31 protein-coding genes are annotated in these 25651 nt (G+C 60.8%); 11 read left to right on the top strand and 20 right to left on the bottom strand.

The genetic code is table 11. The annotated features are described in order from the left end of the window. Positions 1-22 precede the first annotated feature (22 nt). The 3 genes from hisD to E5K03_RS07030 form a co-directional block, all read right to left on the bottom strand. Positions 23-1291 (bottom strand): histidinol dehydrogenase, encoded by a 1269-nt coding sequence (hisD, locus tag E5K03_RS07020; RefSeq protein ID WP_138005791.1) that lies wholly within the window; start codon positions 1289-1291, stop codon positions 23-25. Positions 1292-1348: 57 nt separating this feature from the next. Further along, positions 1349-1558, bottom strand: coding sequence for a hypothetical protein (locus E5K03_RS07025; RefSeq protein ID WP_138005794.1), 210 nt, complete (start codon positions 1556-1558; stop codon positions 1349-1351). 75 nt (positions 1559-1633) lie between these two features. Further along, entirely contained in the window at positions 1634-2182 is a 549-nt protein-coding gene (locus E5K03_RS07030; protein ID WP_138005796.1) for a mechanosensitive ion channel domain-containing protein, read from the bottom strand. 186 nt (positions 2183-2368) lie between these two features. Between E5K03_RS07030 and E5K03_RS07035 the strand changes: the two genes are divergently transcribed. Both E5K03_RS07035 and E5K03_RS07040 read left to right on the top strand, forming a co-directional pair. Then, positions 2369-3430, top strand: a complete 1062-nt coding sequence (locus E5K03_RS07035) for a sensor histidine kinase (RefSeq protein ID WP_171006626.1) — start codon at positions 2369-2371, stop codon at positions 3428-3430. 2 nt (positions 3431-3432) lie between these two features. Beyond that, positions 3433-3891 (top strand): DUF5804 family protein, encoded by a 459-nt coding sequence (locus E5K03_RS07040; protein WP_138005799.1) that lies wholly within the window; start codon positions 3433-3435, stop codon positions 3889-3891. 36 nt (positions 3892-3927) lie between these two features. On the opposite strand, the gene E5K03_RS07045 is transcribed toward E5K03_RS07040, so the two are convergent. Further along, positions 3928-4845: a PLP-dependent cysteine synthase family protein gene (locus E5K03_RS07045; RefSeq protein ID WP_138005801.1), complete on the bottom strand. Its 918-nt coding sequence runs from the start codon at positions 4843-4845 to the stop codon at positions 3928-3930. A 142-nt stretch (positions 4846-4987) separates the two neighbouring features. Between E5K03_RS07045 and E5K03_RS07050 the strand changes: the two genes are divergently transcribed. Continuing rightward, complete coding sequence (locus tag E5K03_RS07050) at positions 4988-5368, top strand: thioredoxin (RefSeq protein ID WP_138005803.1); 381 nt, start codon at positions 4988-4990, stop codon at positions 5366-5368. A 10-nt stretch (positions 5369-5378) separates the two neighbouring features. Further along, complete coding sequence (locus E5K03_RS07055) at positions 5379-5990, top strand: DUF192 domain-containing protein (RefSeq protein WP_138005807.1); 612 nt, start codon at positions 5379-5381, stop codon at positions 5988-5990. Positions 5991-6026: 36 nt separating this feature from the next. Here the strand turns inward: E5K03_RS07055 and E5K03_RS07060 are convergent, their stop codons facing one another. Beyond that, positions 6027-7283: a Glu/Leu/Phe/Val family dehydrogenase gene (locus tag E5K03_RS07060; RefSeq protein ID WP_138005809.1), complete on the bottom strand. Its 1257-nt coding sequence runs from the start codon at positions 7281-7283 to the stop codon at positions 6027-6029. 92 nt (positions 7284-7375) lie between these two features. Further along, complete coding sequence (locus E5K03_RS07065; protein ID WP_138005812.1) at positions 7376-8212, bottom strand: HpcH/HpaI aldolase/citrate lyase family protein; 837 nt, start codon at positions 8210-8212, stop codon at positions 7376-7378. 105 nt (positions 8213-8317) lie between these two features. Here E5K03_RS07065 and E5K03_RS07070 point away from each other — a divergent pair, with 105 nt between their 5' ends. Then, positions 8318-8821: a MaoC family dehydratase gene (locus E5K03_RS07070; RefSeq protein WP_138005815.1), complete on the top strand. Its 504-nt coding sequence runs from the start codon at positions 8318-8320 to the stop codon at positions 8819-8821. A gap of 323 nt (positions 8822-9144) precedes the next feature. Here the strand turns inward: E5K03_RS07070 and E5K03_RS07075 are convergent, their stop codons facing one another. The 4 genes from E5K03_RS07075 to E5K03_RS07090 all read right to left on the bottom strand — a co-directional run bounded on the left by E5K03_RS07075 (position 9145) and on the right by E5K03_RS07090 (position 13386). Continuing rightward, positions 9145-10893, bottom strand: a complete 1749-nt coding sequence (locus tag E5K03_RS07075; RefSeq protein WP_138005818.1) for an acyl-CoA carboxylase subunit beta — start codon at positions 10891-10893, stop codon at positions 9145-9147. Positions 10894-10950: 57 nt separating this feature from the next. Beyond that, positions 10951-11796, bottom strand: coding sequence for a class 1 fructose-bisphosphatase (locus E5K03_RS07080; RefSeq protein WP_138005821.1), 846 nt, complete (start codon positions 11794-11796; stop codon positions 10951-10953). Then, complete coding sequence (locus E5K03_RS07085) at positions 11796-12620, bottom strand: class I fructose-bisphosphate aldolase (protein WP_138005823.1); 825 nt, start codon at positions 12618-12620, stop codon at positions 11796-11798. The genes E5K03_RS07080 and E5K03_RS07085 overlap by 1 nt, the downstream gene beginning before the upstream one ends. Positions 12621-12765: 145 nt before the next feature. Then, positions 12766-13386, bottom strand: a complete 621-nt coding sequence (locus E5K03_RS07090) for a DUF7409 domain-containing protein (RefSeq protein WP_138005826.1) — start codon at positions 13384-13386, stop codon at positions 12766-12768. A gap of 151 nt (positions 13387-13537) precedes the next feature. Here E5K03_RS07090 and E5K03_RS07095 point away from each other — a divergent pair, with 151 nt between their 5' ends. Beyond that, the gene (locus E5K03_RS07095) at positions 13538-14395 is read left to right on the top strand and encodes a 3-hydroxyacyl-CoA dehydrogenase family protein (protein ID WP_138005828.1); all 858 of its coding nucleotides are present in this window, start codon (positions 13538-13540) and stop codon (positions 14393-14395) included. Between the two features lie 31 nt (positions 14396-14426). Here E5K03_RS07095 and mce read toward each other — a convergent pair whose 3' ends face one another. Then, positions 14427-14837, bottom strand: coding sequence for a methylmalonyl-CoA epimerase (gene mce, locus E5K03_RS07100; RefSeq protein ID WP_138005830.1), 411 nt, complete (start codon positions 14835-14837; stop codon positions 14427-14429). Further along, complete coding sequence (locus tag E5K03_RS07105) at positions 14834-16507, bottom strand: acyl-CoA mutase large subunit family protein (protein WP_138005832.1); 1674 nt, start codon at positions 16505-16507, stop codon at positions 14834-14836. The genes mce and E5K03_RS07105 overlap by 4 nt, the downstream gene beginning before the upstream one ends. Positions 16508-16610: 103 nt before the next feature. Here E5K03_RS07105 and E5K03_RS07110 point away from each other — a divergent pair, with 103 nt between their 5' ends. Next, positions 16611-17282 carry an O-methyltransferase gene (locus E5K03_RS07110; RefSeq protein ID WP_138005834.1) on the top strand — a complete coding sequence of 224 codons (672 nt, stop codon included), beginning with the start codon at positions 16611-16613 and terminating at the stop codon, positions 17280-17282. 24 nt (positions 17283-17306) lie between these two features. Here E5K03_RS07110 and E5K03_RS07115 read toward each other — a convergent pair whose 3' ends face one another. Further along, positions 17307-18077, bottom strand: coding sequence for a creatininase family protein (locus E5K03_RS07115; protein WP_138005837.1), 771 nt, complete (start codon positions 18075-18077; stop codon positions 17307-17309). A 125-nt stretch (positions 18078-18202) separates the two neighbouring features. Here E5K03_RS07115 and E5K03_RS07120 point away from each other — a divergent pair, with 125 nt between their 5' ends. Together E5K03_RS07120 and E5K03_RS07125 are read left to right on the top strand one after the other, a co-directional pair. Next, entirely contained in the window at positions 18203-18601 is a 399-nt protein-coding gene (locus E5K03_RS07120) for a nascent polypeptide-associated complex protein (RefSeq protein WP_138005838.1), read from the top strand. After that, the gene (locus tag E5K03_RS07125) at positions 18598-19326 is read left to right on the top strand and encodes a tRNA (adenine-N1)-methyltransferase (protein ID WP_138005840.1); all 729 of its coding nucleotides are present in this window, start codon (positions 18598-18600) and stop codon (positions 19324-19326) included. The genes E5K03_RS07120 and E5K03_RS07125 overlap by 4 nt, the downstream gene beginning before the upstream one ends. A gap of 17 nt (positions 19327-19343) precedes the next feature. Here E5K03_RS07125 and E5K03_RS07130 read toward each other — a convergent pair whose 3' ends face one another. From E5K03_RS07130 to E5K03_RS07140, 3 genes are read right to left on the bottom strand one after another with little or no spacing between them, the layout of a single operon-like run. After that, complete coding sequence (locus E5K03_RS07130; protein WP_138005842.1) at positions 19344-19946, bottom strand: hypothetical protein; 603 nt, start codon at positions 19944-19946, stop codon at positions 19344-19346. Positions 19947-19974: 28 nt separating this feature from the next. Then, positions 19975-20307 carry a transcription factor S gene (locus E5K03_RS07135; RefSeq protein ID WP_138005844.1) on the bottom strand — a complete coding sequence of 111 codons (333 nt, stop codon included), beginning with the start codon at positions 20305-20307 and terminating at the stop codon, positions 19975-19977. Between the two features lie 44 nt (positions 20308-20351). Further along, positions 20352-20609, bottom strand: coding sequence for a DUF5789 family protein (locus E5K03_RS07140; RefSeq protein ID WP_138005845.1), 258 nt, complete (start codon positions 20607-20609; stop codon positions 20352-20354). A gap of 181 nt (positions 20610-20790) precedes the next feature. On the opposite strand from E5K03_RS07140, the gene E5K03_RS07145 reads away from it, so the two are divergent. Beyond that, positions 20791-22107 (top strand): MFS transporter, encoded by a 1317-nt coding sequence (locus E5K03_RS07145; RefSeq protein ID WP_265338716.1) that lies wholly within the window; start codon positions 20791-20793, stop codon positions 22105-22107. Positions 22108-22160: 53 nt separating this feature from the next. Here the strand turns inward: E5K03_RS07145 and E5K03_RS07150 are convergent, their stop codons facing one another. Beyond that, positions 22161-22931, bottom strand: coding sequence for an enoyl-CoA hydratase/isomerase family protein (locus E5K03_RS07150; protein WP_138005846.1), 771 nt, complete (start codon positions 22929-22931; stop codon positions 22161-22163). A gap of 61 nt (positions 22932-22992) precedes the next feature. Beyond that, on the bottom strand, positions 22993-23277 hold the full coding sequence (locus tag E5K03_RS07155) for a DUF7545 family protein (protein ID WP_138005847.1): 285 nt from the start codon (positions 23275-23277) through the stop codon (positions 22993-22995). Between the two features lie 117 nt (positions 23278-23394). Here E5K03_RS07155 and E5K03_RS07160 point away from each other — a divergent pair, with 117 nt between their 5' ends. Further along, the gene (locus E5K03_RS07160; protein ID WP_138005848.1) at positions 23395-23937 is read left to right on the top strand and encodes a type II toxin-antitoxin system RatA family toxin; all 543 of its coding nucleotides are present in this window, start codon (positions 23395-23397) and stop codon (positions 23935-23937) included. A gap of 27 nt (positions 23938-23964) precedes the next feature. Here E5K03_RS07160 and gatA read toward each other — a convergent pair whose 3' ends face one another. Both gatA and gatC read right to left on the bottom strand, forming a co-directional pair. After that, a complete protein-coding gene (gatA, locus tag E5K03_RS07165) occupies positions 23965-25236 on the bottom strand; it encodes an Asp-tRNA(Asn)/Glu-tRNA(Gln) amidotransferase subunit GatA (RefSeq protein ID WP_138005849.1) in 1272 nt (423 codons plus the stop codon). Then, entirely contained in the window at positions 25233-25511 is a 279-nt protein-coding gene (gene gatC / locus E5K03_RS07170; RefSeq protein ID WP_138005850.1) for an Asp-tRNA(Asn)/Glu-tRNA(Gln) amidotransferase subunit GatC, read from the bottom strand. Before gatC ends, gatA begins: the two co-directional genes overlap by 4 nt. Positions 25512-25651 lie beyond the last annotated feature (140 nt).

A 25651-nucleotide genomic window follows, 5' to 3' on the forward strand; every position in this document is an offset into this window, starting at 1 on the left:
CGCAAAATGAAACTGTTTGTCGTTACTCGAATCGCTTTCGGACGCTTTCGGCGTGTGCCTCCAACCCTTCGGCTTCTGCGAGGAGTGTTATTGTTTCTTCGAGTTCAGCCAGCGATTCCTCCTCGAGGCGCTGGACAGTGGTCGATCGCAGGAATGTGTCAACCGAAAGGCCACCGAAACGCTTCGCGCCGCCGTTCGTCGGCAGAACGTGGTTCGTCCCAGAGGCGTAATCGCCGGCGGCAATCGGCGTGAACGGGCCGAGAAACGCGCTCCCCGCGGAGTCGATCCGATCAAGCAATGCCTCGTCGTCTGCCGCCTGGATCGAGAGGTGCTCGGCAGCGTACTCCTCAGCAAAGAGCACCGCTTCGGACATCGATCGGGCGGTCAAGATCCCGCTCGCGTCGTTGTCGAGCGCTTCACGAATGATCGACTCACGCCCGCGCTGGGCGGCCTGGCGATCGACCGCCTCGGCGATCGCTTCTGCAAGCGCGTCGTCGGCAGTCACCGCCACCACGGAGGCATTCGGATCGTGTTCGGCCTGCGCGAGGAGGTCTGCAGCCACGAGCGCCGGATCAGCCGTCTCGTCGGCGAGCACGAGCGCTTCCGAGGGACCGGCAAGGAAGTCGATCTCGACATCGCCGCGGACCTCAGCCTTTGCGGCGGTGACCCACTTGTTGCCGGGGCCGACGATCTTCTGGGCGGCCGTAACGGTTTCAGTCCCGTACGCCAGGGCCGCGATCGCCTGTGCTCCGCCAACCTGATACACCGCATCCGCCCCCGCGACGTGGATCGCCGCCAGCGTCACCGGGTTGATTGGTTCGCCGGGAGGGGTAGCCACAGCGACGTGCTCCACGCCGGCGACTTTCGCGGGGATGACGCCCATGAGGACGCTCGAGGGATACGCGGCGGTCCCACCGGGGACGTAGACGCCGGCGCGCTCGATCGGCCGGTACCGACGCCCGAGCTCACGGCCGTCAAAATCCTCACGCCAATCAGTCGGTCGCTGGCGTTCGTGAAAACCACGGATGTTCTCGGCAGCGGTCTCGATCGCGTCACGGATGTCAGCGTCAACCGCATCGTAGGCTCGCTCAGCCGCATCGGTCACGTCGATATTGCCGACCTCGACGCCGTCGAACTCCTTAGAAAACTCTCGGACGGCAACGTCACCCTCTCGACGGACGCGACCAACAATGTCGCGGACATCCCCCCGAACCGCGTCGATACCGGCATCACGCTCGAACAGCGCGGCCCGCTCGTCCGGCGAAAGGTCCCCGATGGCTCGTACGTTCATACATTTTGTTGGGCGAGCGATCGAAAAACGGTTTGCATCGGGCGGGCGCTGCGAGCCTCACTCGATTGATCGAACGCCGAACAGGTCCAAGAGCCCCCAGAGGAATAGATATACGATAATAGCGAACGCCGCGAACACAACTGGCGCGGCCAGGATTAGCGATATCCGGTACGGCAGAAGAATCCGCGTCGTCCCCCGAATCAGAAAGCTCGCAAGGAGTAGCCCGAACGCGGCGATCGCGAGCAAGACGAAGCGGTTCCGATTCATACCGTAGCTCGTGTCGGCGTCAGTGATGAACGTTGCGTAGGCAGGCAGACGTGGCTGTGAGTGGCCACAGCGTGACTATTCACTCCGCTCTGTGGCACGTTTGGTCCACTTTGCTTCAACATCCCGGTTTGCAAGCACCGTTGTATCGCCGTTTTCGAGCGTAAATCGGCTCTTTCGCAGGCCGATTTCGGCGACCGTTCCATCAACGCTACCGGTGGTGACTGAATCGCCGACGTTGAAGTCCGGATCTTTAAGCAGGTAAATTCCGGCGACGGTGTCTTCGATCATCTCCGAAAGCGCATACGAGACGCCTAACGCGACGAATCCGACGGCTGTGCCGAGGCTCGCTGCGATCTGTCCAAGTCCGAGAATGTCCAACAGCACAAGCCCGGCCGCAAACCAGAGGAAGATCGTCACGACGACGACCGCAAAGTCGGCAATGAGCCGCTGTTCAGCCGGGAACGCCCCGGTGATGACACTCCGGACAAGCCGGCGGATAATTCTGATGCCGATGTACGCGATGACCGCAAAAACGATCGCTGTGACGAAGGACGGAATCGCAGTGATAAATCGGTTGACCACGGAGTCGATCACTGGCACAAGAGGTACTGACGATCGCCACATATTGGGTAATCGGATGGGGCCGTCCTGAAAGTATCGGCTGAAAAGAGTTTGAAGCCCGGTGATGACTGGTGGACTGTCACACGAATCAGAACAGTAATATTCACAGCGGGTGCCTACTGAGTTGATACGATCGTGTCTCCAACTCGACCAGCGTGGCTTGTCATGGCTGTGGGTGTGCTAACAGCCATGTTCACTGTCTGGAGCCACCTGACAGACCCGACAGCAGAGGTCGTAAGTGTCCTGGTTCGATCGCTCTTGCCGCTTTGTTTGTCTGCCATCCTCATCGGCGTCGGCTGGTGGATGCACCGTGAGGCCTTCGATCGAGTCGTCGGACGACGAATTGTGCTGTGGCTGTGCGTCGGCGGTGCCTTCATCGCGGGGTTCGAATTCGCGACAATCTTGTTCCAACAGGCAGAGGGAGTTACTCTCACAAATCGGCTGGAAACTGTACACAACGGCTTTGTCCGCGGGGCGTTGATCGGCGCAGGGTTTGGGCTCTACGATGGGCAACGGCGGGTGAGCCAATCCCAAGAGCGCCAGCTTCGCAGACAGAACAATCGCCTCGACCAGTTTGCCGCAACTGTCTCTCACGACCTTCGAAACCCCCTCAACGTGGCGAGCGGGTACCTCGATCTGTTGGAAACTGATCTCGAAAGAACCTGCGGAGACCACGAACAGTTCGACGAATCGATTACTGAGATACGGACCGCCCACAATCGGATGACCGAGATCATCGACGACGCGATCACGATCGCAAGAGAGGGAACAGCAGTGATAGCGCCCGAGTCGGTCGACCTGGAAACAGCCGTCGAAGCCGCATGGCGGTCAATCGTTGCCCCAGATGCGACCGTACGCGTACAGACCGCTGGAACGATAGCTGCCGACCGCGATCGGCTTGTGAGACTACTCGAAAACGCACTGCGAAACGCTGTCGAACACGGTGGTGAGGACGTGACGGTTCAGATTGGGATGCTCACTACAGAGCGCGGGTTTTACATAGAGGACGACGGCGTCGGGATCGACCCCGAGATCGGATCTGACGTGTTCGACCAAGGCGAGACGACGGCAGCAGACGGCAACGGATTGGGCCTCGCGATCGTGCGCACGATCGCGGATGCACACGGCTGGTCGATACGGATTGCAGACGGAACTGCCGGCGGTGCGCGGTTCGAGTTTCTCACTGACGCTGCCGAGGAAGAGACAGTTATCGAGCCGGAACGGATTTATTCGTCCGCAGAAAGCTACTGAACGTGACTCGTGTGTGTTTCGTCGGCTCCGAAGACAGCTCACTCAGAGCAGAATTGCTCTCACGAGAGACCTCACGAGCGGCACTTTCGACGTATACGCTCGCAGAGCCATTCGCGAACTCGATTGCGATCGACACCGTCAGTCTGGGCACGGCCGTCTCACTGTGTAATGATCTAAACTGGTATCTCGTCCGGTTCGTCGACACGGTGTTGATTCGCGAACCGAGTGTCTCGACAGCCGAGTGGCTCTCGCGGGAGCTCGCAAGCGACGTCAGGAACCGCGAGCTGCCGCCCGAAGAGACTGATCGCTATCTCACCGTGTACGGCGTCGTCGACGAGCAGCTGGTCGAACCGATGTACGTCACCCGCCGGGATGGGACGGTTCCCGAGTACGACCTCCAGGAGGTCGATCGAACAGTCGTTGTTCGCGTGACTGCAGACGAATTTTCGAACGCCGAGTGATCGATTGGGCCGGTTTGGCGTCGAAGACCCCCTCGGTCAGTCAAACATCCCGGTCGACATGTATCGCTCACCGCTGTCCCAAAACACTGTAATGACGAGCGGATCGTCGATCGGATCGGTATCACCGTGGTCCGAAGCGAGCCGTTCGGCGACGCGCTTGGCGGCGAGGTTCGATGCGCCGCTGGATTGGCCGGCGAGAATGCCCTCGCTCTCAGCGAGTCGGCGACACTCCGCCTCAGCCGCTTCGAGACTGACCGTTTCGATCGAGTCGATGAGTGTCGTGTCAGTGTTCGCGCTGATGAATCCCGGTCCCATCCCCTGAAACGAATCGCCAGTCACTTCTCGCCCAGAAAGCACCGCCGACTCCTCGGGTTCAACGGCAACGATTGTTATCTCTGGGAATGCGTCGCGGAGCCGGCGGCTGGTGCCGGTGATCGTCCCGCCCGTTCCAACGCCGGCGACAAAGGCATCGATGGTCCGATCGCCGACCTGTTCGAGAATCTCTTCGCCAGTCGTCCGGTAGTGGGCCTTGGGATTGGCGGGGTTTTCGAACTGTTTGAGCTGGACCATCCCTTCAGCTTCAAGCTCGTCTGCGCGATCTTTTGCGTCAGAGATGGTTCCCTCGACGAGTTCGAGTTCCGCTCCGTAGGCTTGCATGATCGCCCGGCGCTCTGGGGACTTCGATGCCGGCATGACGATCGTCGCGTCGTAGCCCTTCGCCGCGGCGACCATCGAGATCCCAATGCCGGTGTTGCCACTCGTGGGTTCGACGATCGTATCGCCGGGTTCGAGCTCGCCAGCCGCCTCTGCGGCCTCGATCATCGACAGCGCGGGCCGGTCTTTGGCCGAGCCGCCGGGGTTTTTCGACTCGATCTTCGCGGCGACAGTCGTCCCGTCCGGCGAGTCGACCCGTACCAGCGGCGAGCCGATCGTGTCGAGGATGTTCTCGTGCATGTGCGATCGATTGGTCGGTCAACGATAAAACAGCTACTGGAACCGGCGTGTCATCCAGCCGATCCGATCGCAGTACTCGATTGCGGTGGGAGCCATCGCTGTCAGCGCGTGAGTTATCACCCTCGAAGGCGTGGGCATGGGTATGCAACTGAAAACGATGCAGCCGACAGACGACTGGGACAATTCGGGAGACGAACAGGCGATCGAGGCGCTCAGCGCTGATGGACTCGTCTTTCACGTCTGGGGTGGCGACTGGTGTGGCGACTGCCAGCGCCAACTACCGGCGTTCGCCGCAGCACTGGATGCCGCGGGTGTCGCCGACGAGAACGTCAACCACTATCCGGTGGAAAAGAACGACGACGGCGGCAAATCCGGGCCGAAGGTCGACGAGTATGGGATCGAATTGATTCCAACCGTCATCGTCGAGCGTGACGGCGAGGAGGTCGTCCGCTTCGTCGAAGAGGAATCTGAGCCGATCGCGATTTACCTCGCAAACCAACTCACCACGGAAGCGTCAGCCTGATCGACCCCGTATGGGCCGACACACGAGGCGGTCCGTGCTCGCAGCTGGACTGGCTGGGGCGATCGCCGGCTGTGTGGGCGGATCAGACGACAGCCCACAGGAGTCCGAGGAAGCGAGCGACGGCACAACGAACGAGAACGGGTCCGAACAGTCCGACTCCGACCAGGATACGACTGACGCTGAAACAAACGAGAGCGCCGACGAGGACGCCAGCGAGCCGGTCCACGAGGACTACGAGACGACAGTCGTCGAGGTTCGCTCAGCGGACGATGAGGTACTCGGACGCGTCACTGCGGCGATCGCGGACACGGGCGACCTCCGCTATCTCGGGTTGAGTGATACCGAGTCATTACCCGAGGATCGCGGGATGTTGTTCGTCTACGATTCGGTTTCCGATCGAACGTTCGTGATGCGGGAGATGGATTTTCCGATCGACATCGTCTACGCAGGCGACGACGGTACAATTACGGAAATACACCACGCCAGATCCCCAGGGCCCGACGAGGACGGCAACGAGCTTCGATATCCAGGGACAGGACAGTACGTACTCGAGGTCAATCGTGATTGGACGACCGATCGCGGGATCGAAGCCGGCGATCGTCTCGAATTCGACCTGCCGTGACGTCTGGGGCTTAGCCGATCAAGCGTGGATAAAAGTTCAGGGCCAGGTGCCGCCCTGTTCGTAGGCGTTTGCGACCCGCTCGATCGCGACCACGTACGCCGCAGTCCGGAGGTTCGGCGCGTCAGTTTTTTCGTAGGACGTCGTCAGCGCGTCGAACGCATCGACGATCACGCGTTCGAGTTCTTCGTTGACGCGTTCTTCAGTCCACGCGAATCGCTGTCTGTTTTGGACCCACTCGAAGTACGAGACTGTTACACCGCCCGCGTTCGCGAGGATGTCGGGTACGACGTGAACGCCAGCGTCGGTCAACACGTCATCGGCCTCGGGGGTTAACGGCCCGTTAGCGGCTTCAACGATCACGTCCGCACGGACATCTTCAGCGAGTTCACCGTCGATCGCGTTCTCTAGCGCTGCTGGGACGAGTAGATCGACATCCAGCGTCAGTAGTTCGTCGTTGGTGAGTTCCTCAGTCGCCTTCTCGTAGCCGGTAACGCTGCCTGTCTCAGTTTTGAACGATTTGACGGCGCGCGCGTCGAAGCCGTCTGGGTTGTAGACAGCGCCGCTAGAGTCCGAGACTGCGACGACGTCGGCGCCCAGGTCGTCGATCAGTTTCGCTGCGACGGAGCCCGCGTTCCCATACCCCTGTACGGCGACGGTCGCCTCGGAGATGTCCTCCTCGAGGTACTCGAAGACCTCTCTTGCGGCGAGCATGACCGATCGCCCGGTCGCCTCGACACGGCCAGCAGAGCCACCCGAGTCGATCGCTTTGCCGGTGATGACCCCCGGCGCGGTCGTGTTTTCGAGCGTCTCGTAGGTGTCTTTGATCCAGTTCATCTCCCGCTGGCCGGTGTTGACGTCCGGCGCGGGAATGTCTCGATCCTCCCCAATAATCGGTCGTAGCTCGGTCGCAAACGCTCGAGTAACCCGCTCTAGCTCGGATTCAGAGTATTCGCTTGGATCGATGACGATCCCGCCCTTGCCGCCGCCGTACGGGATATCGACGATCGCACACTTGTACACCATCCATCCCGACAGTGCCTTCACTTCGTCGCGGGTTACGCCCGGATGGTACCGGATTCCACCCTTGTAGGGGCCGCGATCGCCGTTGAACTGCGATCGGTACGCTCTGAACAGTTCGATCGAGCCGTCGTCCATCGCAACAGAAAGGTTTGTTTCGAGCACCCGCTCTGGGTGCTTGAGCCGGGTGAGCACGTCGTCACCGAGGTCGAGATACGCAGACGCTTCCTCGATCTGCTTGCCCAAGCTCTCGAACGGGTTTGCCTCGTCGCTCATGTGCGCTAGCTTTCTGCGGATCGAGATAACTGTGTCGACCTAATATCATGGGGTAAAATACATATAATTTGTATTTTTTGGTTCTGGTCGCCTCACCGGGTGGTTGCTCGCTCAAGAATTCGTTCGGCCTGCGCAATGAGTGGCGCATCGATCATCTCGCCGTCGACCTCAAAGACCCCACGATCGTCCGCGGCCGCAGCATCTCGCGCGGCCACCACCCGCTTGGCCCACTCAACCCGTTCGGTGGCGGGCGTAAACGCGTCGTTGATGATCGGCACCTGTGCAGGATGGATCGCAAGTTTGCCGTCGTACCCAAGTGTGACCGAGCGTTCGGCGTCCGATCGCAGCCCCTCGGTATCCTCGAAGTCGGTGTGGAGCGTGTCGATCGCGTCGACACCCGCCGCACTCGCACCGAGGACAACGTGCTGGCGGGCGTACAACACTTCAGTCCCCTCGTCAGTTCGGGTCGCTCCGAGGTCCGCAGCGAGGTCCTCCGCACCGAAGACGATCGCCGACACGTGCTCTGCGGCCGCAATGTCGGCGGCAGCTAACACGCCTGCGGCGGTTTCAATCAGCGCGTAGATCGATAGCGATCGCCCCCGATCGGCGATCGCGTCTGCGAGTCCGGTGATATCGGTAGCTGCGGTCGTTTTCGATCGCATCACCCCGTCCGCAGCTGAACCAGCAGCGCAGATTGCATTGAGATCGGCGTCGTCATCGAGTCCCGACAGCCGAACGCAGACCTCGGCGTCCGGATCGAAGTCTGGCTCTGTCAACACCGATCGCACGGCCTCGCGAGCTTCGTGCTTTCGAGCCGGCGCGACCGCATCCTCCAGATCAAAAACGAGCACGTCGGCGTCGGTCGTTGCCGCCTTGCGCATGAGGGTGGGTCGATCACCGGGGGAAAACAGAACGCTTCGTCGTGGCATGTCCGATTGCTCTCGCGGAACAGGCTTGAACGCTTGCCTCAAGGTCAGCTCGAATACGACCATGTGGACCGACACGGATATGCATCAGCCGACCGATCGCCCGCCATGCCCGGCAAATACTACGAGGAGTTCGCGGTTGGCGAAACGATCGAACACGCTCGTCGGCGGACCGTCTCCGAAAGCGACAACCAGCGCTTCTGTGACCTGACGATGAACCAACAGCCGTTGCACCTCGACGCGGACTTCGCTGCGGACACGCAGTTTGGCGAGCGCCTCGTCAACGGCATCTACACCATGGCGCTCGCGGTCGGGGTGTCGATTCCCGAGACGACAGACGGAACGATCGTCGCGAATCTCTCGTACGACGATATTCAGCACCCTGCTCCCGTTTTTCACGGCGACACGATCCGCGCCCAATCGACAATTACCGACAAACGCGAAACGAGTGACGGCGAGCGAGGGATCGTGACGATGCACGTGGAGGTGTTTGTCGTCGATCGAACAGAACGCGATCGTCCCGATCAGGACGGCCCAACCAGCGGGGAAGTGCTGGTCTGTGCGTTCGATCGGACCGTACTGTCGTTGAAGCGTCCTCGGGCAGAGGACTGAGATCCCTCAACCGTGACGCCGTCGACACGCGATCGCCCGCGAGCCGACCGGAGCCCCACGGATCGTCGCCCGGACTCGATCGACTACTCGCGAGACAGGGAACTGCCCAGGCACGACGACGGTGAAAACTGAACAATGTCATACCGACCCGAAGTTCGGTAGCGGTGATGTCGCCACACAGCGAATCCAGCTGCGAGAATCCCCCCTGACCACATTGCGATGCTACCAACAGTTGGATTGGCATTCGAAATAACTCGCCTGATTCGATGCATTTACCACCGTCACAACCCAATTCTCCGATAGTAGTTTGCTACTGGTGCTGCTCACAGCACCGTGCCGTGTTTCTTGTCGGGGATCGACTTCTCGATCGATCGGTAGAAGTCGAAGCGCTCGACCAACTCCCGCCGGAGGTCACTTGGCGGAACGATCTCGTCGATCACAACCTCGCTCGCCATCCGGTGAATGTCGATGTCCTCGCGATACGCTGCGCGGAGTTCGGCTTCCATCTGTGCGCGCTCTTCGGGATCGTCGATCGACTCCAGCTTGCGTGCGTAGACCGCGTTGATCGCGGCCTCGGGGCCCATGATCGCGATCTCGCCGGATGGCAACCCGATCACGCTCTCTGGGTCGTACGCCGGACCACCCATTGCGTAGATGCCAGCGCCGTAGGCTTTCCGAACGATGACGGTCTGTTTCGGCACCGTCGCCGAAGAAGTGGCGTAAATCATCTTTTTGCCCTTCTCGAGGATCGCGTCCTTCTCGACAGCAGAGCCGGCCATGAACCCCGGCGTGTCACAGAGGTACAAAAGCGGGATCTCGTAGGCGTCACACGTCCAGATGAACTCCGCAGCCTTCTCTGCAGCATCTGGGAAGATCGCCCCCGAGCGCGCTGTCGGCTGGTTTGCCACAACGCCGGTGGGTCGACCGTCGATCCTAACAAAGGCGGTTACAATCTCAGAACCGTAGTCGGGTTTGAGCTCGAAAATCGAATTCGCGTCGGCAATTCGTTCGAGCAGTTCGAGCACGTCGTACGGACGGTTCGGCTCGGCTGGAACGATCGAGTCGATCCCCGCAGGATCGTGCTTCGGTGGCCGTGGCTTGCTGCGGGGCGGCGTCTGACCAGCCTGGTCCGGCAGGTACGTCAATAGTGTCGAAACGAGCTGTCTGGCGTGTTCCTCGTCACGAGCCACGAGATCTGCCGAACCAGAGTGTCTGGCGTGAACCTCGGGACCACCAAGGTCGGCCATGTCGATCTCCTCGCCGGTCACCATTTTCACCATCCGCGGGGACGCGATCGCCATGGCGCTCATGCCCTCGACCATGATCGTGAAGTCTGCAAACACCGGCGTGTACGCTGCGCCGGCGATACAGGGCCCATAGAGGACACAAATCTGTGGCACTCGACCCGAAAGCATCGAGTGATTGTAGTAGTACTTGCCGATCCCCTCGCGGTTCGCAAAGAAGCCGGTCTGTTGGTCGATCCGTCCGCCGGAGGAGTCCATGAGGTACAACACCGGCTTGCCCGTTTTCAGCGCGCGCTGTTGCATCCGGAGGAACTTCTCGACACCCAGCCGTGCCATTGAACCGGCTTTGACCGTGAAGTCGTTGGCCATGAAGTGAACGTCACGACCGTCAAACCGCGCCGCTCCCGTGAGCAGTCCATCACCGGGGAGCCGGTTGCCATCATCGGCTTCATCGACCTCGGGGCTGTTTGGATGCCACTCGTCGAAGGCGGCGAATTTGCCGTCCTCAAACTTGATTCGGGAATCCTCGGCGTCGCCGAACCACAGGTCCAGCCGATCGCGGACGAATAGTTTGCCCTGCTCGGGGAGGCGCGCTTTGTACTTTTGTGGCCCGCCGTCGAGGATATCGTCGATTTCCTCGCGGAGGGACTGTTCGCGATCGGTCGGGCCACGATCGTCAGAGAGTGGATACTGTGGCTCCGCAGCGGCGGCCGGCTTCTCATCGTCCCCAACGAATACGGACACCTCGACGCCCAGGTGCGTTGCCACGGCGGAAGCGATCGCTTCGGCCTCCTCCGCTGTCGCCTCGTCACCGACGTGAACGTGCATACCCGAAGGTGCAGCGGGCAATTGTAAACAATTTTCTATGTGAAAAGCGCCGACCGGTTACCGAAGCGCGGCTTCGAGGCGATCGATCAACTCGGCGTTGCCGAGATGGACCGGTGTTCGATCGTGCACGCCGTCGGGTTCGCGATCGAGCAGCGATCTGACCCCATCAGAGGACGCGCCGCCGGCGGCCTCGATGATGTACGCCATGGGGTTCGCCTCGAACTGTAGCCGGAGTTTCCCATCGGGAGCGGTCGTCAACGCGGGATACGAGAAGATTCCGCCGTAGGTGAGGACCTGATTCACATCGCCGACCATCGAACCGCCGTACCGGAGTTTGAGCTCGGTTTCGATCTCGTCGGCGAACGCGGCAAACCCATCAGTCCACTCGGGGACCCGCCCACCGAATGAGTAAATCGTCGGCGGCGACGGCAGTTCCATATCCGACTCGGAGACAGTCCGATCGCCGTCGTCGACAACGTAGCCGGTAACGGTGTCGCCAATCGCGACGATCATCGTGGTGATCGGGCCGTACAGGACGTACCCTGCGGCGACGAGGTCGCGGCCAGAGGCGGGCAGCGGCTCGTCGTAGATGCCCACAATCGTCCCGAGGGCGTTGTTCGATTTGAGGTTCGAGGAGCCGTCGAGTGGATCGACGGCCACTGAGAGCTCGCCGTCGCCCACGTCGATCGCCTCCGTTCGCTCTTCGCTGACGTAGATTCCGACGCCGTCGATCGCCTCGATGGCCTCCTTGAGGAGTTCGTCGGCGTACACGTCCGCCGCGAGTTGGTCTTCACCGCTCGGGTTCTCTCCGCCGGCCGCCAGCCGTCGGCCGGGTAACGCCGCCCGGATGTCGGGGGCGATCGCAGCGATCGCATCGAAGATCGCCTCACTATGGTCTGTCATCAGTCGTCGGCTGCAGCCGCCGCGTCGGCAGTTTCGACGAGTTCGAGCGCTTCCTCCGCCGGCGCTTCCTCGAAGATGACCGCCTCCAACCCGTCGAGGATCGCCGTTGGATTGTCCCGCTGGAAGACGTTCCGACCCACTGCGAGGCCCTGCGCGCCGGCGTTCATTGCGTTCTCGACGAGTTCGAGGAACGCTCGATCGCCGATCTTCGATCCACCGCTCATAACGACCCCCATTTCACCAGCGACGTCGCAGACGTGTTGCATTGCGTCGGTCGAACCGGGATATTTGACCTTCGTCATGTCCGCACCGAGTTCCAGTCCCAGCCGAGAGGCGTACGCGATCGTGCTGGCACTGGTGTCGTTTTTCAACCCCTGGCCGCGTGGATACGACCACAGGACGATCGGGAGATCGTGTTCGCGGGCGTCCTCATGTGCCTGTCGGAACTCTTCTGCCATCTCGACCTCGTGATTCGAACCACCGTAGACGGTGAACCCGAGACCCGAAGCGCCGATTTCGGCGGCGTACTCGACTGAACAGTTGACCGCGCTGTTCGGTTCGCCCATCCAGAGGTTCGAGGTTCCGTTGAGCTTGACCATCAGCGTGACGTCATCTTCGTACGACGGGTAGTATCCTTCGGCGATCCCCTTTTGTACCGCGACGCAGGTGACCGCGTCGTGTGCACCTAATTCAAAAATTCGGTGGGGGTCCATCGTCGGCGGATTCGGTTCGAAATCCACGGGGCCGTGTTCGAGTCCGTGGTCGTACGCGAGAATGAGCGATTTTCCGTTCCGTGTGATCTCAGAATCCTCAAGTGGGAGCATCAGTTCGGATTCGGGTTACAAGATATAAAATAACTTGGGTCACTGCGAATCTCAGTCCTGTCAAAAAGTGACGTTTTAGAAGCCTAGGGAGGGATTTTCGTGAAACGATGAATGTTTATTTAGTACTACAACAGTAGTAAACAGCTCAGTCGTTTTCGTACGTATCCCGAGCTAGTTCGTGCCACTTCCGGACGGTCGATCGATCGAGCGCGAGGACGTCCGCAACCCGATCGGGGTCCGCCGTCGCAAGGCTCCGGACGGAGGTGATGCCAGCCTCACCGAGCAGTGTTTCGGCCGCTGTGTCGATGGCATCCAGCGTCTCAAGTGGTGTCGGTCGACTCCGGGTGCGCCAGGCGGCCTCCGCTTCGAACGCATCGCCGCTGCCATCAGTCTCGGCGGGTTCGGCCGTCTGAACGTTAGACTCAGTGACATCGGGGCGATCGTTGGCGCTGTCCGCTTGATCGGCCCATCCGCCTGAACTGGCGGCGACCCAAGCGGCTTCGTCCTTGCTCAACCCACGAATCTGTGCGGATCGTCGTTCGAGATCAGCCCCTGAACTGAACGACCACGCCAGCGAGTGCTCTCGACGAATCTTCGCCGCAACGCCTGGATGCACACCCGCGTCAACGAGCATCCGAAACGAAACCCGTTTTTCCCGGATCGCGTCAGCCCCGAACGGCGCGGTGTCGAGAACAGCAGCGGTTTTGGGGCCCACAAACTTCAGCGTCCTGGCGTCTGAGGTCCCCCCACTGGTTCGTTCAGTCATGGGTGGTTATCTGCCTCAATGCTCTCACGCAGCGAACTTGAGCGTTTCCGTCAGCCTATCGAAATTGAGATTGGCCGCCGCAGGGGGGTCAATGAAAGGTCAATCATGTACTTTCGGCATATTTAGGTGCATTCCAGCGCGATTCCGTGCTATGAGGGCGAGAACCGCAATCGAAACGATCGGCGTCGTCGGCGCGGGGACGATGGGCAACGGGATTGCACAGGTCGCCGCCACCGCAGGCTACGATGTAGTGATGCGCGACATTGAGCAGGCGTTCGTCGATCGCGGCTTCGAGTCGATCGAGGACAGCCTCTCGCGGTTCGTTTCGAAGGACAAACTCACTGGCGAGGAAAAACGGGAGGCGATCGATCGGATCGAGGGAACAACCGATATCGAAGCCCTCGCAGGGTGCGATATCGTTATCGAGGCCGCCGTCGAGAAGATGGACGTCAAGCGATCGATCTTCGAGGAGTTGGACGCAGTCGTCGACGACGATGTCGTGTTGGCGACGAACACCAGCACCCTGTCAGTGACATCGATCGCCGCGGCAACCGATCGGCCCGAGTTGGTTGTGGGTATTCATTTCATGAATCCGGTTCCGATTATGGACGGCGTCGAGGTGGTCGTTGGCGAGCGAACCGCAGACGCAGTCGTCTCTTTGGCGCACGAGCTCTCCGCAGCGCTCGGTAAGGAAACCTGGGAGTCAGACGACAAGCCGGGATTCGTCACGAACCGGATCCTCATCCCGTGGATCAACGAAGGAATCCGCGCGTACGACGAGGGCGTCGCAACCAAGGAAGACATCGATCGAGGCATGAAACTCGGCACAAACGTCCCAATGGGACCACTCGAGTTGGCCGACCACATCGGCCTCGACATCTGCTTGGACGCCTCCGAGACGCTCCACCGCGAACTCGGCGATCGCTACATGCCGGCGTACCTGCTCAAACGAAAGGTCGAGGCCGGCGATCTGGGCAAAAAGACCGGACGCGGCTTCTACGAGTACTAACTCTGGCGGCGGACCATCGGCTGTGAGCCAGCTAGTGTTCGACGAACTCAATCAGTACCCCACCGGTCGATTTGGGATGTAAAAAGGCAACCTCATGGCCCCACGCGCCGGGGCGAGGCTCGGTATCGATCGGTTCGACACCCGCCTGAATCGCCGTCTCGATCGCCGCGTCAATGTCGTCGGTTGCGATTGCAACGTGGTGGATTCCCGGACCGTTTGAATCGAGATACCGGGCGATTGGATCCTCATCGCCGATCGGTTCGAGGAGTTCGAAGTAGCAGTTGTCCAATTCAAGAAATCCGACGCGCATGCCGTCGAACGTCTCTTCGTGGACCAGCGGCGCATCGAGAAGTCCACCGAACAGGGCTGCGATCGCCTCGAAGTCGTCAGTTGCGATACCAATGTGGTCGATTTGGGTTCTACTGGTGGAGTCTTGGGTCATACTTGCTGGTACTCGCCGAACTCGTCTCTGAGGACGTTGCTGATTTCCCCGACTGTTCCGTAGGCTTTGACCGCCTCGATGATCGGGGGCATGAGATTTTCGCCGTCACGAGCCGCCGATCTGACCGCCGAAAGCGCCGCATCGACACGCTCGCTGTCGCGGTCCGCCCGGAGCGTTTCGACGCGATCGATCTGCGCCTGTTCTTGTTCCTCGTCGACCTCCTCAAGATCAACTTGCGGGTCCTCATTCTCGACGGTGAACTCGTTGACACCGACAATAATCCGCTCGCCGGATTCGATCTCCTGTTGGCGATCGAAGGCGACATCCTGGATCTGTCGTTGGACCCAGCCGTCTTCGACCGCGGACAGCATACCGCCGCGCTCGTCAATCTCCTCGATGATGTCGAACGCGTCGGATTCGAGGCGATCGGTGAGCGATTCGACGTAGTAGCTTCCTGCGAGGGGATCGATCGTATCGGCTGCGCCTGATTCGTGGGCGAGGATCTGTTGGGTTCGAAGCGCGGTCCGGACAGACTGTTCGGTCGGTAGCGCCAGGGCTTCGTCCTTGCCGTTTGTGTGCAGCGACTGGGTCCCGCCAAGGACAGCCGCGAGCGCCTGGTAGGCGACCCGGACGACGTTGTTTTCGATCTGTTGAGCGGTCAATGTTGAGCCGCCGGTCTGGGTGTGGAACTTCAGCTGCTTGGATTTGGGATTCTGTGCGTCGAATCGATCGTCCATAATCTGCGCCCACATCCGCCGGGCGGCGCGGAACTTCGCGGCCTCCTCGAAGATGTTGTTGTGCGCGTTGAAAAAGAACGACAGCTGTGGGGCAAACGCGTCAACGTCCTGGCCGGCCTCGATCGCCGCCTGGACGTACTCGATTCCGTTCGCGAGGGTAAACGCGATCTCTTGGGCAGCTGTCGAACCGGCTTCGCGGATGTGGTACCCTGAGATCGAGATCGTGTTGAACTTGGGCACTTCATCCGCACAGAACGCAAAAATGTCGGTGATGAGCCGCATGGAGGGCTCCGGCGGGTAGATGTAGAGGTTCCGCGCGATGTACTCTTTCATGATGTCGTTTTGGATCGTCCCACGAAGCTCCGTGCGGTCGACACCCTGTTTGTCTCCCAGCGCGATGTACATCGCAAGCAGCACCGCCGCGGGCGCGTTGATCGTCATGCTGGTCGAGACCTCGTCGAGCGGAATTCCCTCGAAAACGGTCTCGAAGTCAGCCAGCGAATCGATCGCAACGCCGGATTTGCCGACCTCGCCGGCAGCCATCCCCGCGTCCGAATCGTAGCCCATCTGGGTCGGTAGATCGAACGCCATCGAAAGCCCCGAGGAGCCGTTGTCGATCAGATACCGAAACCGCTCGTTGGTTTCGCGGGCGGTCCCCATGCCAGCGTACTGACGCATCGTCCACAGCCGACCGCGGTGCATCGTCGGGTAGACGCCGCGAGTGTACGGTTCCTTGCCCGGAAACCCGAGATCATCGTAAGAGCGGTTTGCGACGTCCGCGGGCGTGTAGAGCCGTTGTACCTCCGAGCCGCCGGTGTCGGTCGTAAACGAATCCGCGCGCTCGCCGAAGCGATCGAGTGTCCCCGAGAGAGTGTCCGCTTCCCACTCGGTTTTTGCCTCGCGAATCCGGTCGAGTTCGTCGGGGTCGAACATTGTTACAGAGGTGCCGCGGGGAGGACTTAAGCGTTGAACCACCGGCCAGCTTGGAGGATTCGCGGTCAGCCACGTTCAAGTCGATCGACGGACATGATCGCACATGGACGTCTTAGCAGACGAAATCGTTCGATTTCTCCGTGCGACGGGTCCCGATCACGATCCGATCCAGACGGAGATGGCCGAGTACGCGATAGCGGAAGGCTTCCCCATTATCGGCCCGAACGCGGGCGCAGTCCTGCGCTTGCTGGCGCGGCTGACCGACGCTGAGCGGATCTTCGAGTTCGGCTCTGGATACGGCTACTCGGCGTACTGGTTCCTGCAAGGCATGAACCCGAACGGCCACATCGTGTTGACAGAGTTCGACGAGGACGAACTGGCGATGGGCCGGGAATTTCTCGATCGCGCCGACTTGGCAGACAGAGCCTCTTTCGAGGCGGGCGACGCGATGGAGACGATCGAACGCTACGACGGCCCCTTCGACGTGGTACTCATCGATCACCAGAAACACCGCTACGCCGACGCGTTCGAGCGGGTTCGCACGGACGTGCGGGTTGGTGGCGTCGTCGTCGCGGACAACATGATGGAAGGCCCTATCGACTTCGATCGGTTGCTGGCACACTTTGAAAATGATGAGCCATTACCAGCCGCCGAAAGCGATCGCGAGACTGCGGGAATCGGTCAGTACGTCGATACTGTCCGCGCGGACCCTGCCTTCGAGACGTTCCTGCTCCCGGTCGGGTCAGGAATCTCGATCAGCACGCGGATGGAATAGCCCACATGTATCGGGCCGAAGTGCTCACACGTGTGGATCGGGCATGAGATCCGCAAAGCGCTGTGCGTCGAGCCACTCGAGTAACCCCACGAGCTGCTCGGTCGCGGCTTCGAACAGCTCTTCGCCGATCTCGGGAGTGGCGTCAGTCTGATCGCCAAAGACGCCGTTTTCAGAGTTGTCGATCGCGTCGTAGAACGTCCGCGCCCCGTGGACCCGCCCTGACTCGGCGTCGAACGTTCGCGTCCCGCCGTCGCGGGCTGCGTCGAGGCGATCGGTTCGAACCAGCTCCTCGGCGATGTGCATGATCATCGCAGTCTCTTTTGGGCCACCGTGGGGGCCGTTGTATTCGAAGACGTCGTTCACGAGATCCGGAATCGACTCGTCCCACATCCACTCGATCGCATACGCGGCTTCGTCGTCTCTGAGCCGGCGACCGACCTCTCGGAGGTGAACGATGTTGCCGCCGTGGGCGTTGACGTAGACGACGCGATCGATCCCGTGGTAGGTGAGATTTCGGGTGAGGCTCTCGACGTAGTCGCGAAACGCCGGTGCGTCAACCCACATCGTGCCGTTGAACTGGCGGTGATGGGGGCTGACGCCGACGTTGATCGTTGGGGTACAGAGGTAGCCGGTTCGGTCGGCCGCTTCACGGGCCAACGCCTCTGCGATGAGGTGGTCGGTCGCGAGCGGCAGGTGCGGGCCGTGTTGTTCAGTCGATCCGAGCGGGATGATCGCGAGAGACTCACTGCCGACGTAGTCATCGAGATCCGGCCAGGTCTGTGCTGCGAGGTACATAGAGCGTAAACGGAAACGCCGAAAATGAAACCATGGGATTCGATCTGGACGTGGTCGAACGACCATGTGAGTTGATCGCTCCGTGGTTCGCCATGTTTTTGCCGGCGCACCACCGACATCTGCGCATGTTTGGAGGCGGCGGAATGAACCCACGGAAGATGCAACAGATGATGAAACAGATGGGGATCGACGTCGACGACATCGACGCCGAACGGGTCGTTATCACGACCGAAGACGGCGAAGAGCTCGTCTTCGAGGCCCCACAGGTCACCAAAATGAACGCCCAGGGGACCGAAACCTACCAGATCGTCGGTGAGCCCACGGTTCGCGACGCTGATGCCGCAGCGGTGACCGACGCCTCGGAGGATACTGACGATGGCTCGTCAGACGAGGCGACAGCGGCGATCCCCGACGAGGACATCCAAATCGTCGCGACACGAGCTGGCGTCTCCAAAGACGAGGCTCGTGAGGCGCTCGCGGCGGCTGGCGGCGACCTCGCAGCGGCGATCGCCAGCCTCGAGTGATTCTCCTCGTCCACGGCGATCGCGAGTACGTACGCGCCCCCGGCGAGGAGCTACAGACGGACCTCGGCGTACTCACGGTTCCAGACGATCCTGAACCGGGAACAGTTCTAGAGACGCATCTAGGCGAGGAGTTTGTCGTCCGGCGGCTCCGCGGGCCTGATCTGTTCAACCACCTCGATCGAACCGGCGCGCCGATGATGCCGCGGGACATCGGACTGGTGATCGGCTTCACCGGCGCACAGGCGGGCGATCGCGTGCTCGATGCGGGGACGGGAACCGGGATTCTCTCCGCGTATCTCGGGCGGCTCGGTGCCGCGGTGACGACCTACGAAATCGACGCAGAGTTTGCCGAAAACGCCCGGCAGAACATGGAAACCGCCGGCGTCGCCGACGCGGTCTCGGTCAGAACTGGAAACGTTCTCGACGACCTCGATCGACTCCGCGAGGAGCCGCCGTTCGATCTTGTGACGCTCGACACTGGCGACGCGCCCGATATGGTCGAACACGTCCCCGATCTGCTGGTGCCAGGTGGGTACGTCGCCGTCTACTCGCCGTTCGTCGAATCGACGCGATCGGTTGTCGAGGCCGCCCGCGACGCGGGGCTTGCAGACGTTCGGACGCTCGAGACGATCCAGCGAGAGATGACGTTTGACGATCGTGGATCGCGGCCGTCGACGCGTGGGGTCGGGCACACGGGATACCTCACGATCGCCAGAAACGAATAAGCCAGGACAGCCAGCGGCTAGTTCACGTCTGTGGTCCCAACCGATCGAAACAACTCCAATAACTCAACTCTATCTTCATCGGGAGTGATGAGCGAGGCGACTGCGTTGGGATCGGCGCCTTGTGGAACAGAGACGGGATACGCGCCGCCGCCGACGTAGTACTGTCCGCTACGCGTCCACACCGCGAGCATTCCCTCGAGCGGGATCCGGATCGAATCCACGACGCAGCGTGCGCTGTACGTTACGAGTGTCCCATCCTTATCTCCGTCTCCGTCTCCGATCGCGACCGATCGCGAGTCACGTTTGCGTATTGATTCGAAGCTGCGATCGGCAAGCCGCTCCTCGAATCCGTCGGCTGCGCCGTTTCTAACGACCCGCGAAAGGGCTGCAGACGGACGTGTGTTCGGCCTGATCTGGATCCTGGTGACAAAAACAAATCGCCAGGCTGTGTCGACGCCCGTGCGTTCGGTAAGGATCGGTCCCCGATCGGCATCCTCGAACACGAGGGTGTGCGCGCGGACGGTGACGACTTTCGCGTCGAAGGGCGTCTCGACACTCGAATCGACCCGTCGCCAGCCTTCGAGGCGATCGTCCGGGATCGCCGGCGGTGGGACCTCCATGACGGGCTATTGATCGCAGCGAGGCTACTTAGTGGTCGTCCTCGCGCCACTTGTGGTCGCACTCGACGCAGGTGAAAAAGCGTGTTTCGGACTCATCAGCCGATCTAATCTGTTTCATTTCGTAGCGGGCGCGATCGTGCCCACAGGACGGACAGATGACGGTCGTCGTCGGGCCAATCTCCGAGTTGTCGACCTCGGACATATCGACGACGCCCTCGTCGGACGATTGGCTCTCCGTGGTCGCTTCCTGGAACTGTCGTTCCTTCTCGCTGTCTCTGGGCTTTTCGAAGCCACAGCTTTGACAGACCCACATTCCGCCATCGGTCTGCATCATCGAACCGCAGTCGTCGCAGAACTCCATAGCCGGATGCACGGCCGCGGTCGTACTTAACGGTCCGGATTTCTCTACGCGTCGCCGTCAGACTGGCCTGGTTCGCCGAGCGCTTCGATCGGCAAGACATTATTAAGATCAGAATACAGGCCCTCAGCACTCTCGAAGCGATCGGCGTCGATTTTTCCGATCAGCGTTCCGAGGTCTGCATCGCCGTCGGCAAACGTGACGGTGGTGTCAGCGAACGAATCGGCCGCTTCGTCGGCGTCGATCGGATACGAGAGTGATTCGAGCTGTTGCTGCAGGCGACTGAGTTTGATAGTCTGGCTCATCACTGTAGGATCGGCCTCCGAACGGATAAGTACGTACACCAATACACGCTTAATCATCGCTTACACGCCGTCTATCCGATTTTGACCTGCTCACAAACAACCCGCAGCGCCAGTATCGATCCCCGGAAACAAAACACCCATACCGCCGAGCACCTAATGATTCGACAATGGTGATGTGGTAGTGTCAGCGCCGACGCTGTTCGGCAGCGATCGCCGGGTCATCGTGTTGGCGCTGGCGCGGATGGTCGGTGCGATCGGGAACTCGTTTTTGATCGTCGTCCTCCCACTTTTCATCGTCAGCGATTCGGTCGACATCGGAACGCTGCTCGACGTGTCGATCGGGATTGGTGGATACGGCTTCAACATGACAGAGCCGATTCTGATCGGGTTCGTGCTCTCGCTGTTTGGTTTGTTGAACAGCGTCTCGCAGCCGTTTACTGGGCGGCTTTCGGATCGCCGCATGGAGCGAAAGCCGTTCATCCTTGTTGGGATTGCGCTGCTCGGCACGGGCAGCCTCGGCTTTGCGATCGCGAGCGATTACCTCTCGATCGTGTTGCTTCGGGCGATGCAAGGCCTCGGCGCGGCGTTCATCATCCCATCGACCGTCGCGTTGGTAAACGAGTACGCTGCCGACGCCACGGACCGCGGTGGGAATTTCGGGATCTACAACACCTTTCGACTGATCGGGTTTGGATTCGGTCCCGTGATCGCGGGCATTATTGTGGATGCAGGTCCGTACATGGTGCCCGGCGGCGTAACGATTTCCGGGTTCGATGCGTCGTTTCTGGCAGCGTTTCTCGGCGCATTCACGAGCTTCGTGCTCGTCTACACGTTCGTCTCAGACGCCGAAGATGTCGAAGAGCCAGCCTCTGATGACATCTCGATCCGCGTCTGGGGCGACGATCGGCTGTTCGATCCGGTGTTCGTCCTCGGACTTGCGACGGTCACGATGGGGATCTGTATTGCGCTGTTTGCAACGCTACAAAACGAGATCAACGCGGCCTTACAACAGGGGCCGATCTTCTTTTCTGCACAATTCGGCGCGGTGGTGATCTCGAACGTCCTGTTTCAGATCCCCGTCGGCCGGGCCGCCGATCGCTACGGCCGCCGTCCGTTCCTCGTGATCGGCTTTGTGATCCTCATCCCCTCAACGCTGTTGCAGGGGCTCGTGATGTCCCCACTTGTCATGCTCGCGGTTCGGTTGCTGCAGGGGGTCGCTGTCGCGTTCGTGTTCGCCCCGTCGTTGGCGCTTGCGGGCGATCTGGCGCGAGCGGGCGAGTCGGGGTCGACGCTGTCGATCCTCACCATGGGATTTGGACTTGGTGTTGCGATCGGTCCGCTCGCGGCAGGATTTCTGGTCGCATACGGGCTCGCCGTGCCGTTCGCATTCGGCGCGGTGCTCGCGGTTGTGGGATTCTTTGCAGTGTACACCCAGGTTGAAGAGACGCTCCCTCCGAGCACAGACGGTGAACAACCCGCCGCGACACCACAGGATTGATCGCGTCGATCGCCGATCGCCGCGAGGGTCACTTGAAACCTAGATCGTGAACACTACTCGAAGGCAGGATCGCGATCCTCGAGAAACGCGGCCATTCCCTCTTGCTGATCGTCGGTCCCGAACAGCCCGCTCCAGGCGCGTTGTTCGAACGACAACCCCGCGTCCAGTGTCGTTTCAGTGGCCAGTGAGACGGCCTCCTTGGCCGCACGCAGCGCCACCTGCGGTTTGAATGCAAGCACATCGGCCATCTCGTTGACGTGGGTGGTAAGCTCCTCAGCCGGCATAACCTCACTAACGAGGCCGTACTCGGCGGCGGTCTCGGCATCGATTCGATCGCCGAAGAAGATCATCCGTCGAGCGCGCTCGTCGCCGACCAGCCGCGGAAGTCGCTGAGTACCGCCCCAACCGGGGATGATTCCCAGATCGATCTCGGTGTGTCCGAGGATGGCGTTTTCGGCGGCAATACGAATGTCACAGGCCAGCGTCAGTTCTAACCCGCCGCCGAAGGCGTAGCCGTTGATCGCGGCGATCGTCGGCGCGGGAAACGCCGACAGCGCGTCCATCACATGATGGCCGAGTTCGGCGTACGCCTGCGCCTCCGGGGTCGAGAGATCCTGCATGTACGAGATGTCTGCACCGGCGACGAACGATCGATCGCCCGCGCCAGTCAGAATCAACGCTCGAGTGTCGGGTTCAACATCGGCGAGTGCGTCGGCGATCGACTCGAGCGTCTCGACGTTCAACGCATTGAGCTTCTCGGGGCGAGTAATGGTGAGCGTCGTGACGCCGCGATCGGTCATCTCTACGCTAATTGAGTCTGTCATGGATACGTCGCTGACTAGATTCGTCGATCGATCAAAAGAATTGCCGGTGACTGACTGAGTGTCAGTGCTGGTGGCCGGTTGCTTCCGCCAGCGTGACGCCGAACCGCTCTTCGAAGAGTTCTTCGGCGGTTTCGTTCATCTTGACGAGTTCCGGGGGTGTCTCTCCCTGCGAGTGGTGGGCGAGCGCGTGGGCGTGCTGGGCAAGCGCCTGCAGTACGATGTCGCTGATAACCTTCGAGGGCTCCTCGCCCTGTTCTGCGAGCGTGTCGACGAGGCCTGCGGGAAGTTCAACGGTGTCGCTGTCGCCTTCGGGGCCCTCGATGGTGTAGGTTTCGGTGTCTGCCATACCGGAAAGAGGAGAGGGCCACGTAAGGGTTTGTGGGATTCGGCACGCGAAACTGTTGGGCAAGGACGACACCCTCTGGCCTGAAGGAATTAAGACACTCTCGCTCCAAACGCCACCGTGGACGAACTCACCGTCAGCACGATCGTGTTTGCGCCCCCCGAGCGGATTTACGAGTTGCTCATCGACTTCCCGCGATACGATCGCTACACAGAGTACCTCGAGCGCGTCCGCCGCATGGAAGGGGACGGCGGACCGGGGACACGGTACGCGCTGCGATTCTCGTGGTGGAAAATCACCTACACGGCCCATTCGCAGGTAACAGACGTCGAGCCACCCGGCCGAATTGACTGGCGGATTACGAAAGACATCGACGCGAACGGCTGCTGGCGGATTGAACCACTCGACAGCGTGCCAGAAGATGCCCCTGCGGGGACTGAGACCGCAACGAGAGTAAGCTTGGAGGTCAATTTCGATCCCCACTCTGCGGACGCGGATTCGCTTGATCTCCCGCGATTCGTCAACGTCGGCTGGGTAGTTGAGAAGGCAACCCCGCTCATTAGACAGGAGGCAGAGCGGGTGTTCGAGCGGGCGATCGCCGACATCGAAGGCCAGCGGCGATCGATTGACCTCGAGGTGCAGACGGATTCCGATCGGCTGTGAAGCCAGCGGATGCTGGCGCGTACTCATTCAGCGTTCGATCGCGCTCGCGGCGCGGATGATCGTTTCCTCGCCGAATTTTGGGCCGATTAGCTGGAGTCCGACCGGTCGATTGTCAGCCGTACCAGCCGGAACCGAAATCGCGGGGAGATTCGCGAGATTCACGGGGACTGTGTTTGCGTCCATGAGGTACAGCTGCAACGGGTCCGAGAGGCTTTCACCGAGCGCCGGCGGCAGTACCGGCATCGTCGGTGAGGCCAACACATCGACGGATTTGAACGCCTCGTCGAAGTCCTGTTTAACCCACGCTCGGGCGTCCTGGGCCTTCTTGTAGTACTTGTCGTGGTAGCCGGCCGACAGAGCGTACGTGCCGAGCAGAATCCGGCGTTTGACCTCTGGGCCGAAGCCTGCCTCTCGGGCAGCAGCGAACGACTCGTTCCAGTTGCCGTCTGAGCCGCCACTCGTGCCGTAGCGAACCCCGTCGAACCGCGCGAGGTTCGAAGATGCCTCCGACATCGCGATGACGTAGTACGCCTGGACGGCGTGTTCCAGCGAGTCCAGCGAAACCTCCTCGATCGTCGCGCCGGCTGCTTCGAGCGCATCGATTCGGTCCTCAAAGACATCGACGACGCGATCATCTGCGCCCTCGAGTAGATCAGTTATGACACCGACAGTGAGCGTGTCTATTTTGTCGTCGACCGCGGCCGCGTACGCCGAGTCTGCGCCCCCGTCGTTGGTCGTCCCGTCGTTCCGATCGGGGCCGGAGATAACGTCGAGCAGGCGCGCGGCGTCCTCAACCGTGTTCGCGAGTGGGCCGATCTGTTCGAGGCTGTTGGCGTAGGCAACGAGGCCGTATCGCGAAACCAGCCCGTAGGTCGGCTTGATTCCCACGACGCCGCAGAACGCTGCAGGGTTGCGAACTGAGCCGCCAGTGTCCGAACCGATCGCCACGTCTGCCTCACCAGCGGCGACCGCAGCCGCCGAACCACCCGAGGAGCCGCCAGGGACGTGTCCTGGGGCGGCCGGGTTCTCTGTCGGCCCAAACGCGGAGGTTTCGGTCGTGCCGCCCATCCCGAACTCGTCCATGTTCGTTTTGCCGACGATCGTCCCGCCGGCGGCTTTGATTTTTGAGACAACGGTTGCGTCATACGGCGGGACGTAGTCTTCGAGCATCGCCGAGCCGCACGTGGTCGTGACACCGGCGGTTGAGATATTGTCCTTGACTGCAACGGTCAACTCCGACAGCGGACCATTGCCGTCAGGTTCGATCGTTTCCTCGGTGATGAAGGCGTTCGTGCTCATGAAACCGTCGGCCCCTTGAAGTAGCCGTCTTCGGTTTCTTCGGCGTTGGCCAGCGCTTCCTCCTGGGAGAGACTCGACTCAACCTCGTCGGGGCGCATGACATTGACTAGTTCCGTCTCGCTATCGACCGCGGGCACCTCGTCCAGCGCATCGAAGTACGAGAGGATTTCATCGAACTGTTCGGCGAATTCGGCGACATCCTCGTCGTCGAGTTCGATTCGGGCAAGCTCGGCGACGTGTTTGACCGCCTCACCGTCGACAGACGATTCGCTCATACAGTGGAGCAACCGTGCGCGGCGAGTAAGGGTTTCGATCGACCAAAGATACATACGGAGTCAGTTTCCTTCTGCTAAAATCGCAAGGCGTGATCGGACCGAACCGAACGATTAATCATCCCCGTTGCGTCGTTTAGTTT

This window comes from Halalkalirubrum salinum (genome assembly GCF_005543295.1).
Lineage (GTDB): Archaea > Halobacteriota > Halobacteria > Halobacteriales > Haloferacaceae > Halalkalirubrum > Halalkalirubrum salinum.

Bases quoted from the DNA above. Each gene is read 5' to 3' on its own strand.
- hisD (WP_138005791.1), bottom strand. From the start codon at position 1,291: ATGAACGTACGAGCCATCGGGGACCTTTCGCCGGACGAGCGGGCCGCG.
- E5K03_RS07025 (WP_138005794.1), bottom strand. From the start codon at position 1,558: ATGAATCGGAACCGCTTCGTCTTGCTCGCGATCGCCGCGTTCGGGCTA.
- E5K03_RS07030 (WP_138005796.1), bottom strand. From the start codon at position 2,182: ATGTGGCGATCGTCAGTACCTCTTGTGCCAGTGATCGACTCCGTGGTC.
- E5K03_RS07035 (WP_171006626.1), top strand. From the start codon at position 2,369: ATGTTCACTGTCTGGAGCCACCTGACAGACCCGACAGCAGAGGTCGTA.
- E5K03_RS07045 (WP_138005801.1), bottom strand. From the start codon at position 4,845: ATGCACGAGAACATCCTCGACACGATCGGCTCGCCGCTGGTACGGGTC.
- E5K03_RS07050 (WP_138005803.1), top strand. From the start codon at position 4,988: ATGCAACTGAAAACGATGCAGCCGACAGACGACTGGGACAATTCGGGA.
- E5K03_RS07055 (WP_138005807.1), top strand. From the start codon at position 5,379: ATGGGCCGACACACGAGGCGGTCCGTGCTCGCAGCTGGACTGGCTGGG.
- E5K03_RS07060 (WP_138005809.1), bottom strand. From the start codon at position 7,283: ATGAGCGACGAGGCAAACCCGTTCGAGAGCTTGGGCAAGCAGATCGAG.
- E5K03_RS07065 (WP_138005812.1), bottom strand. From the start codon at position 8,212: ATGCCACGACGAAGCGTTCTGTTTTCCCCCGGTGATCGACCCACCCTC.
- E5K03_RS07070 (WP_138005815.1), top strand. From the start codon at position 8,318: ATGCCCGGCAAATACTACGAGGAGTTCGCGGTTGGCGAAACGATCGAA.
- E5K03_RS07075 (WP_138005818.1), bottom strand. From the start codon at position 10,893: ATGCACGTTCACGTCGGTGACGAGGCGACAGCGGAGGAGGCCGAAGCG.
- E5K03_RS07080 (WP_138005821.1), bottom strand. From the start codon at position 11,796: ATGACAGACCATAGTGAGGCGATCTTCGATGCGATCGCTGCGATCGCC.
- E5K03_RS07085 (WP_138005823.1), bottom strand. From the start codon at position 12,620: ATGCTCCCACTTGAGGATTCTGAGATCACACGGAACGGAAAATCGCTC.
- E5K03_RS07090 (WP_138005826.1), bottom strand. From the start codon at position 13,386: ATGACTGAACGAACCAGTGGGGGGACCTCAGACGCCAGGACGCTGAAG.
- E5K03_RS07095 (WP_138005828.1), top strand. From the start codon at position 13,538: ATGAGGGCGAGAACCGCAATCGAAACGATCGGCGTCGTCGGCGCGGGG.
- mce (WP_138005830.1), bottom strand. From the start codon at position 14,837: ATGACCCAAGACTCCACCAGTAGAACCCAAATCGACCACATTGGTATC.
- E5K03_RS07105 (WP_138005832.1), bottom strand. From the start codon at position 16,507: ATGTTCGACCCCGACGAACTCGACCGGATTCGCGAGGCAAAAACCGAG.
- E5K03_RS07110 (WP_138005834.1), top strand. From the start codon at position 16,611: ATGGACGTCTTAGCAGACGAAATCGTTCGATTTCTCCGTGCGACGGGT.
- E5K03_RS07115 (WP_138005837.1), bottom strand. From the start codon at position 18,077: ATGTACCTCGCAGCACAGACCTGGCCGGATCTCGATGACTACGTCGGC.
- E5K03_RS07120 (WP_138005838.1), top strand. From the start codon at position 18,203: ATGTTTGGAGGCGGCGGAATGAACCCACGGAAGATGCAACAGATGATG.
- E5K03_RS07130 (WP_138005842.1), bottom strand. From the start codon at position 19,946: ATGGAGGTCCCACCGCCGGCGATCCCGGACGATCGCCTCGAAGGCTGG.
- E5K03_RS07135 (WP_138005844.1), bottom strand. From the start codon at position 20,307: ATGGAGTTCTGCGACGACTGCGGTTCGATGATGCAGACCGATGGCGGA.
- E5K03_RS07140 (WP_138005845.1), bottom strand. From the start codon at position 20,609: ATGAGCCAGACTATCAAACTCAGTCGCCTGCAGCAACAGCTCGAATCA.
- E5K03_RS07150 (WP_138005846.1), bottom strand. From the start codon at position 22,931: ATGACAGACTCAATTAGCGTAGAGATGACCGATCGCGGCGTCACGACG.
- E5K03_RS07155 (WP_138005847.1), bottom strand. From the start codon at position 23,277: ATGGCAGACACCGAAACCTACACCATCGAGGGCCCCGAAGGCGACAGC.
- gatA (WP_138005849.1), bottom strand. From the start codon at position 25,236: ATGAGCACGAACGCCTTCATCACCGAGGAAACGATCGAACCTGACGGC.
- gatC (WP_138005850.1), bottom strand. From the start codon at position 25,511: ATGAGCGAATCGTCTGTCGACGGTGAGGCGGTCAAACACGTCGCCGAG.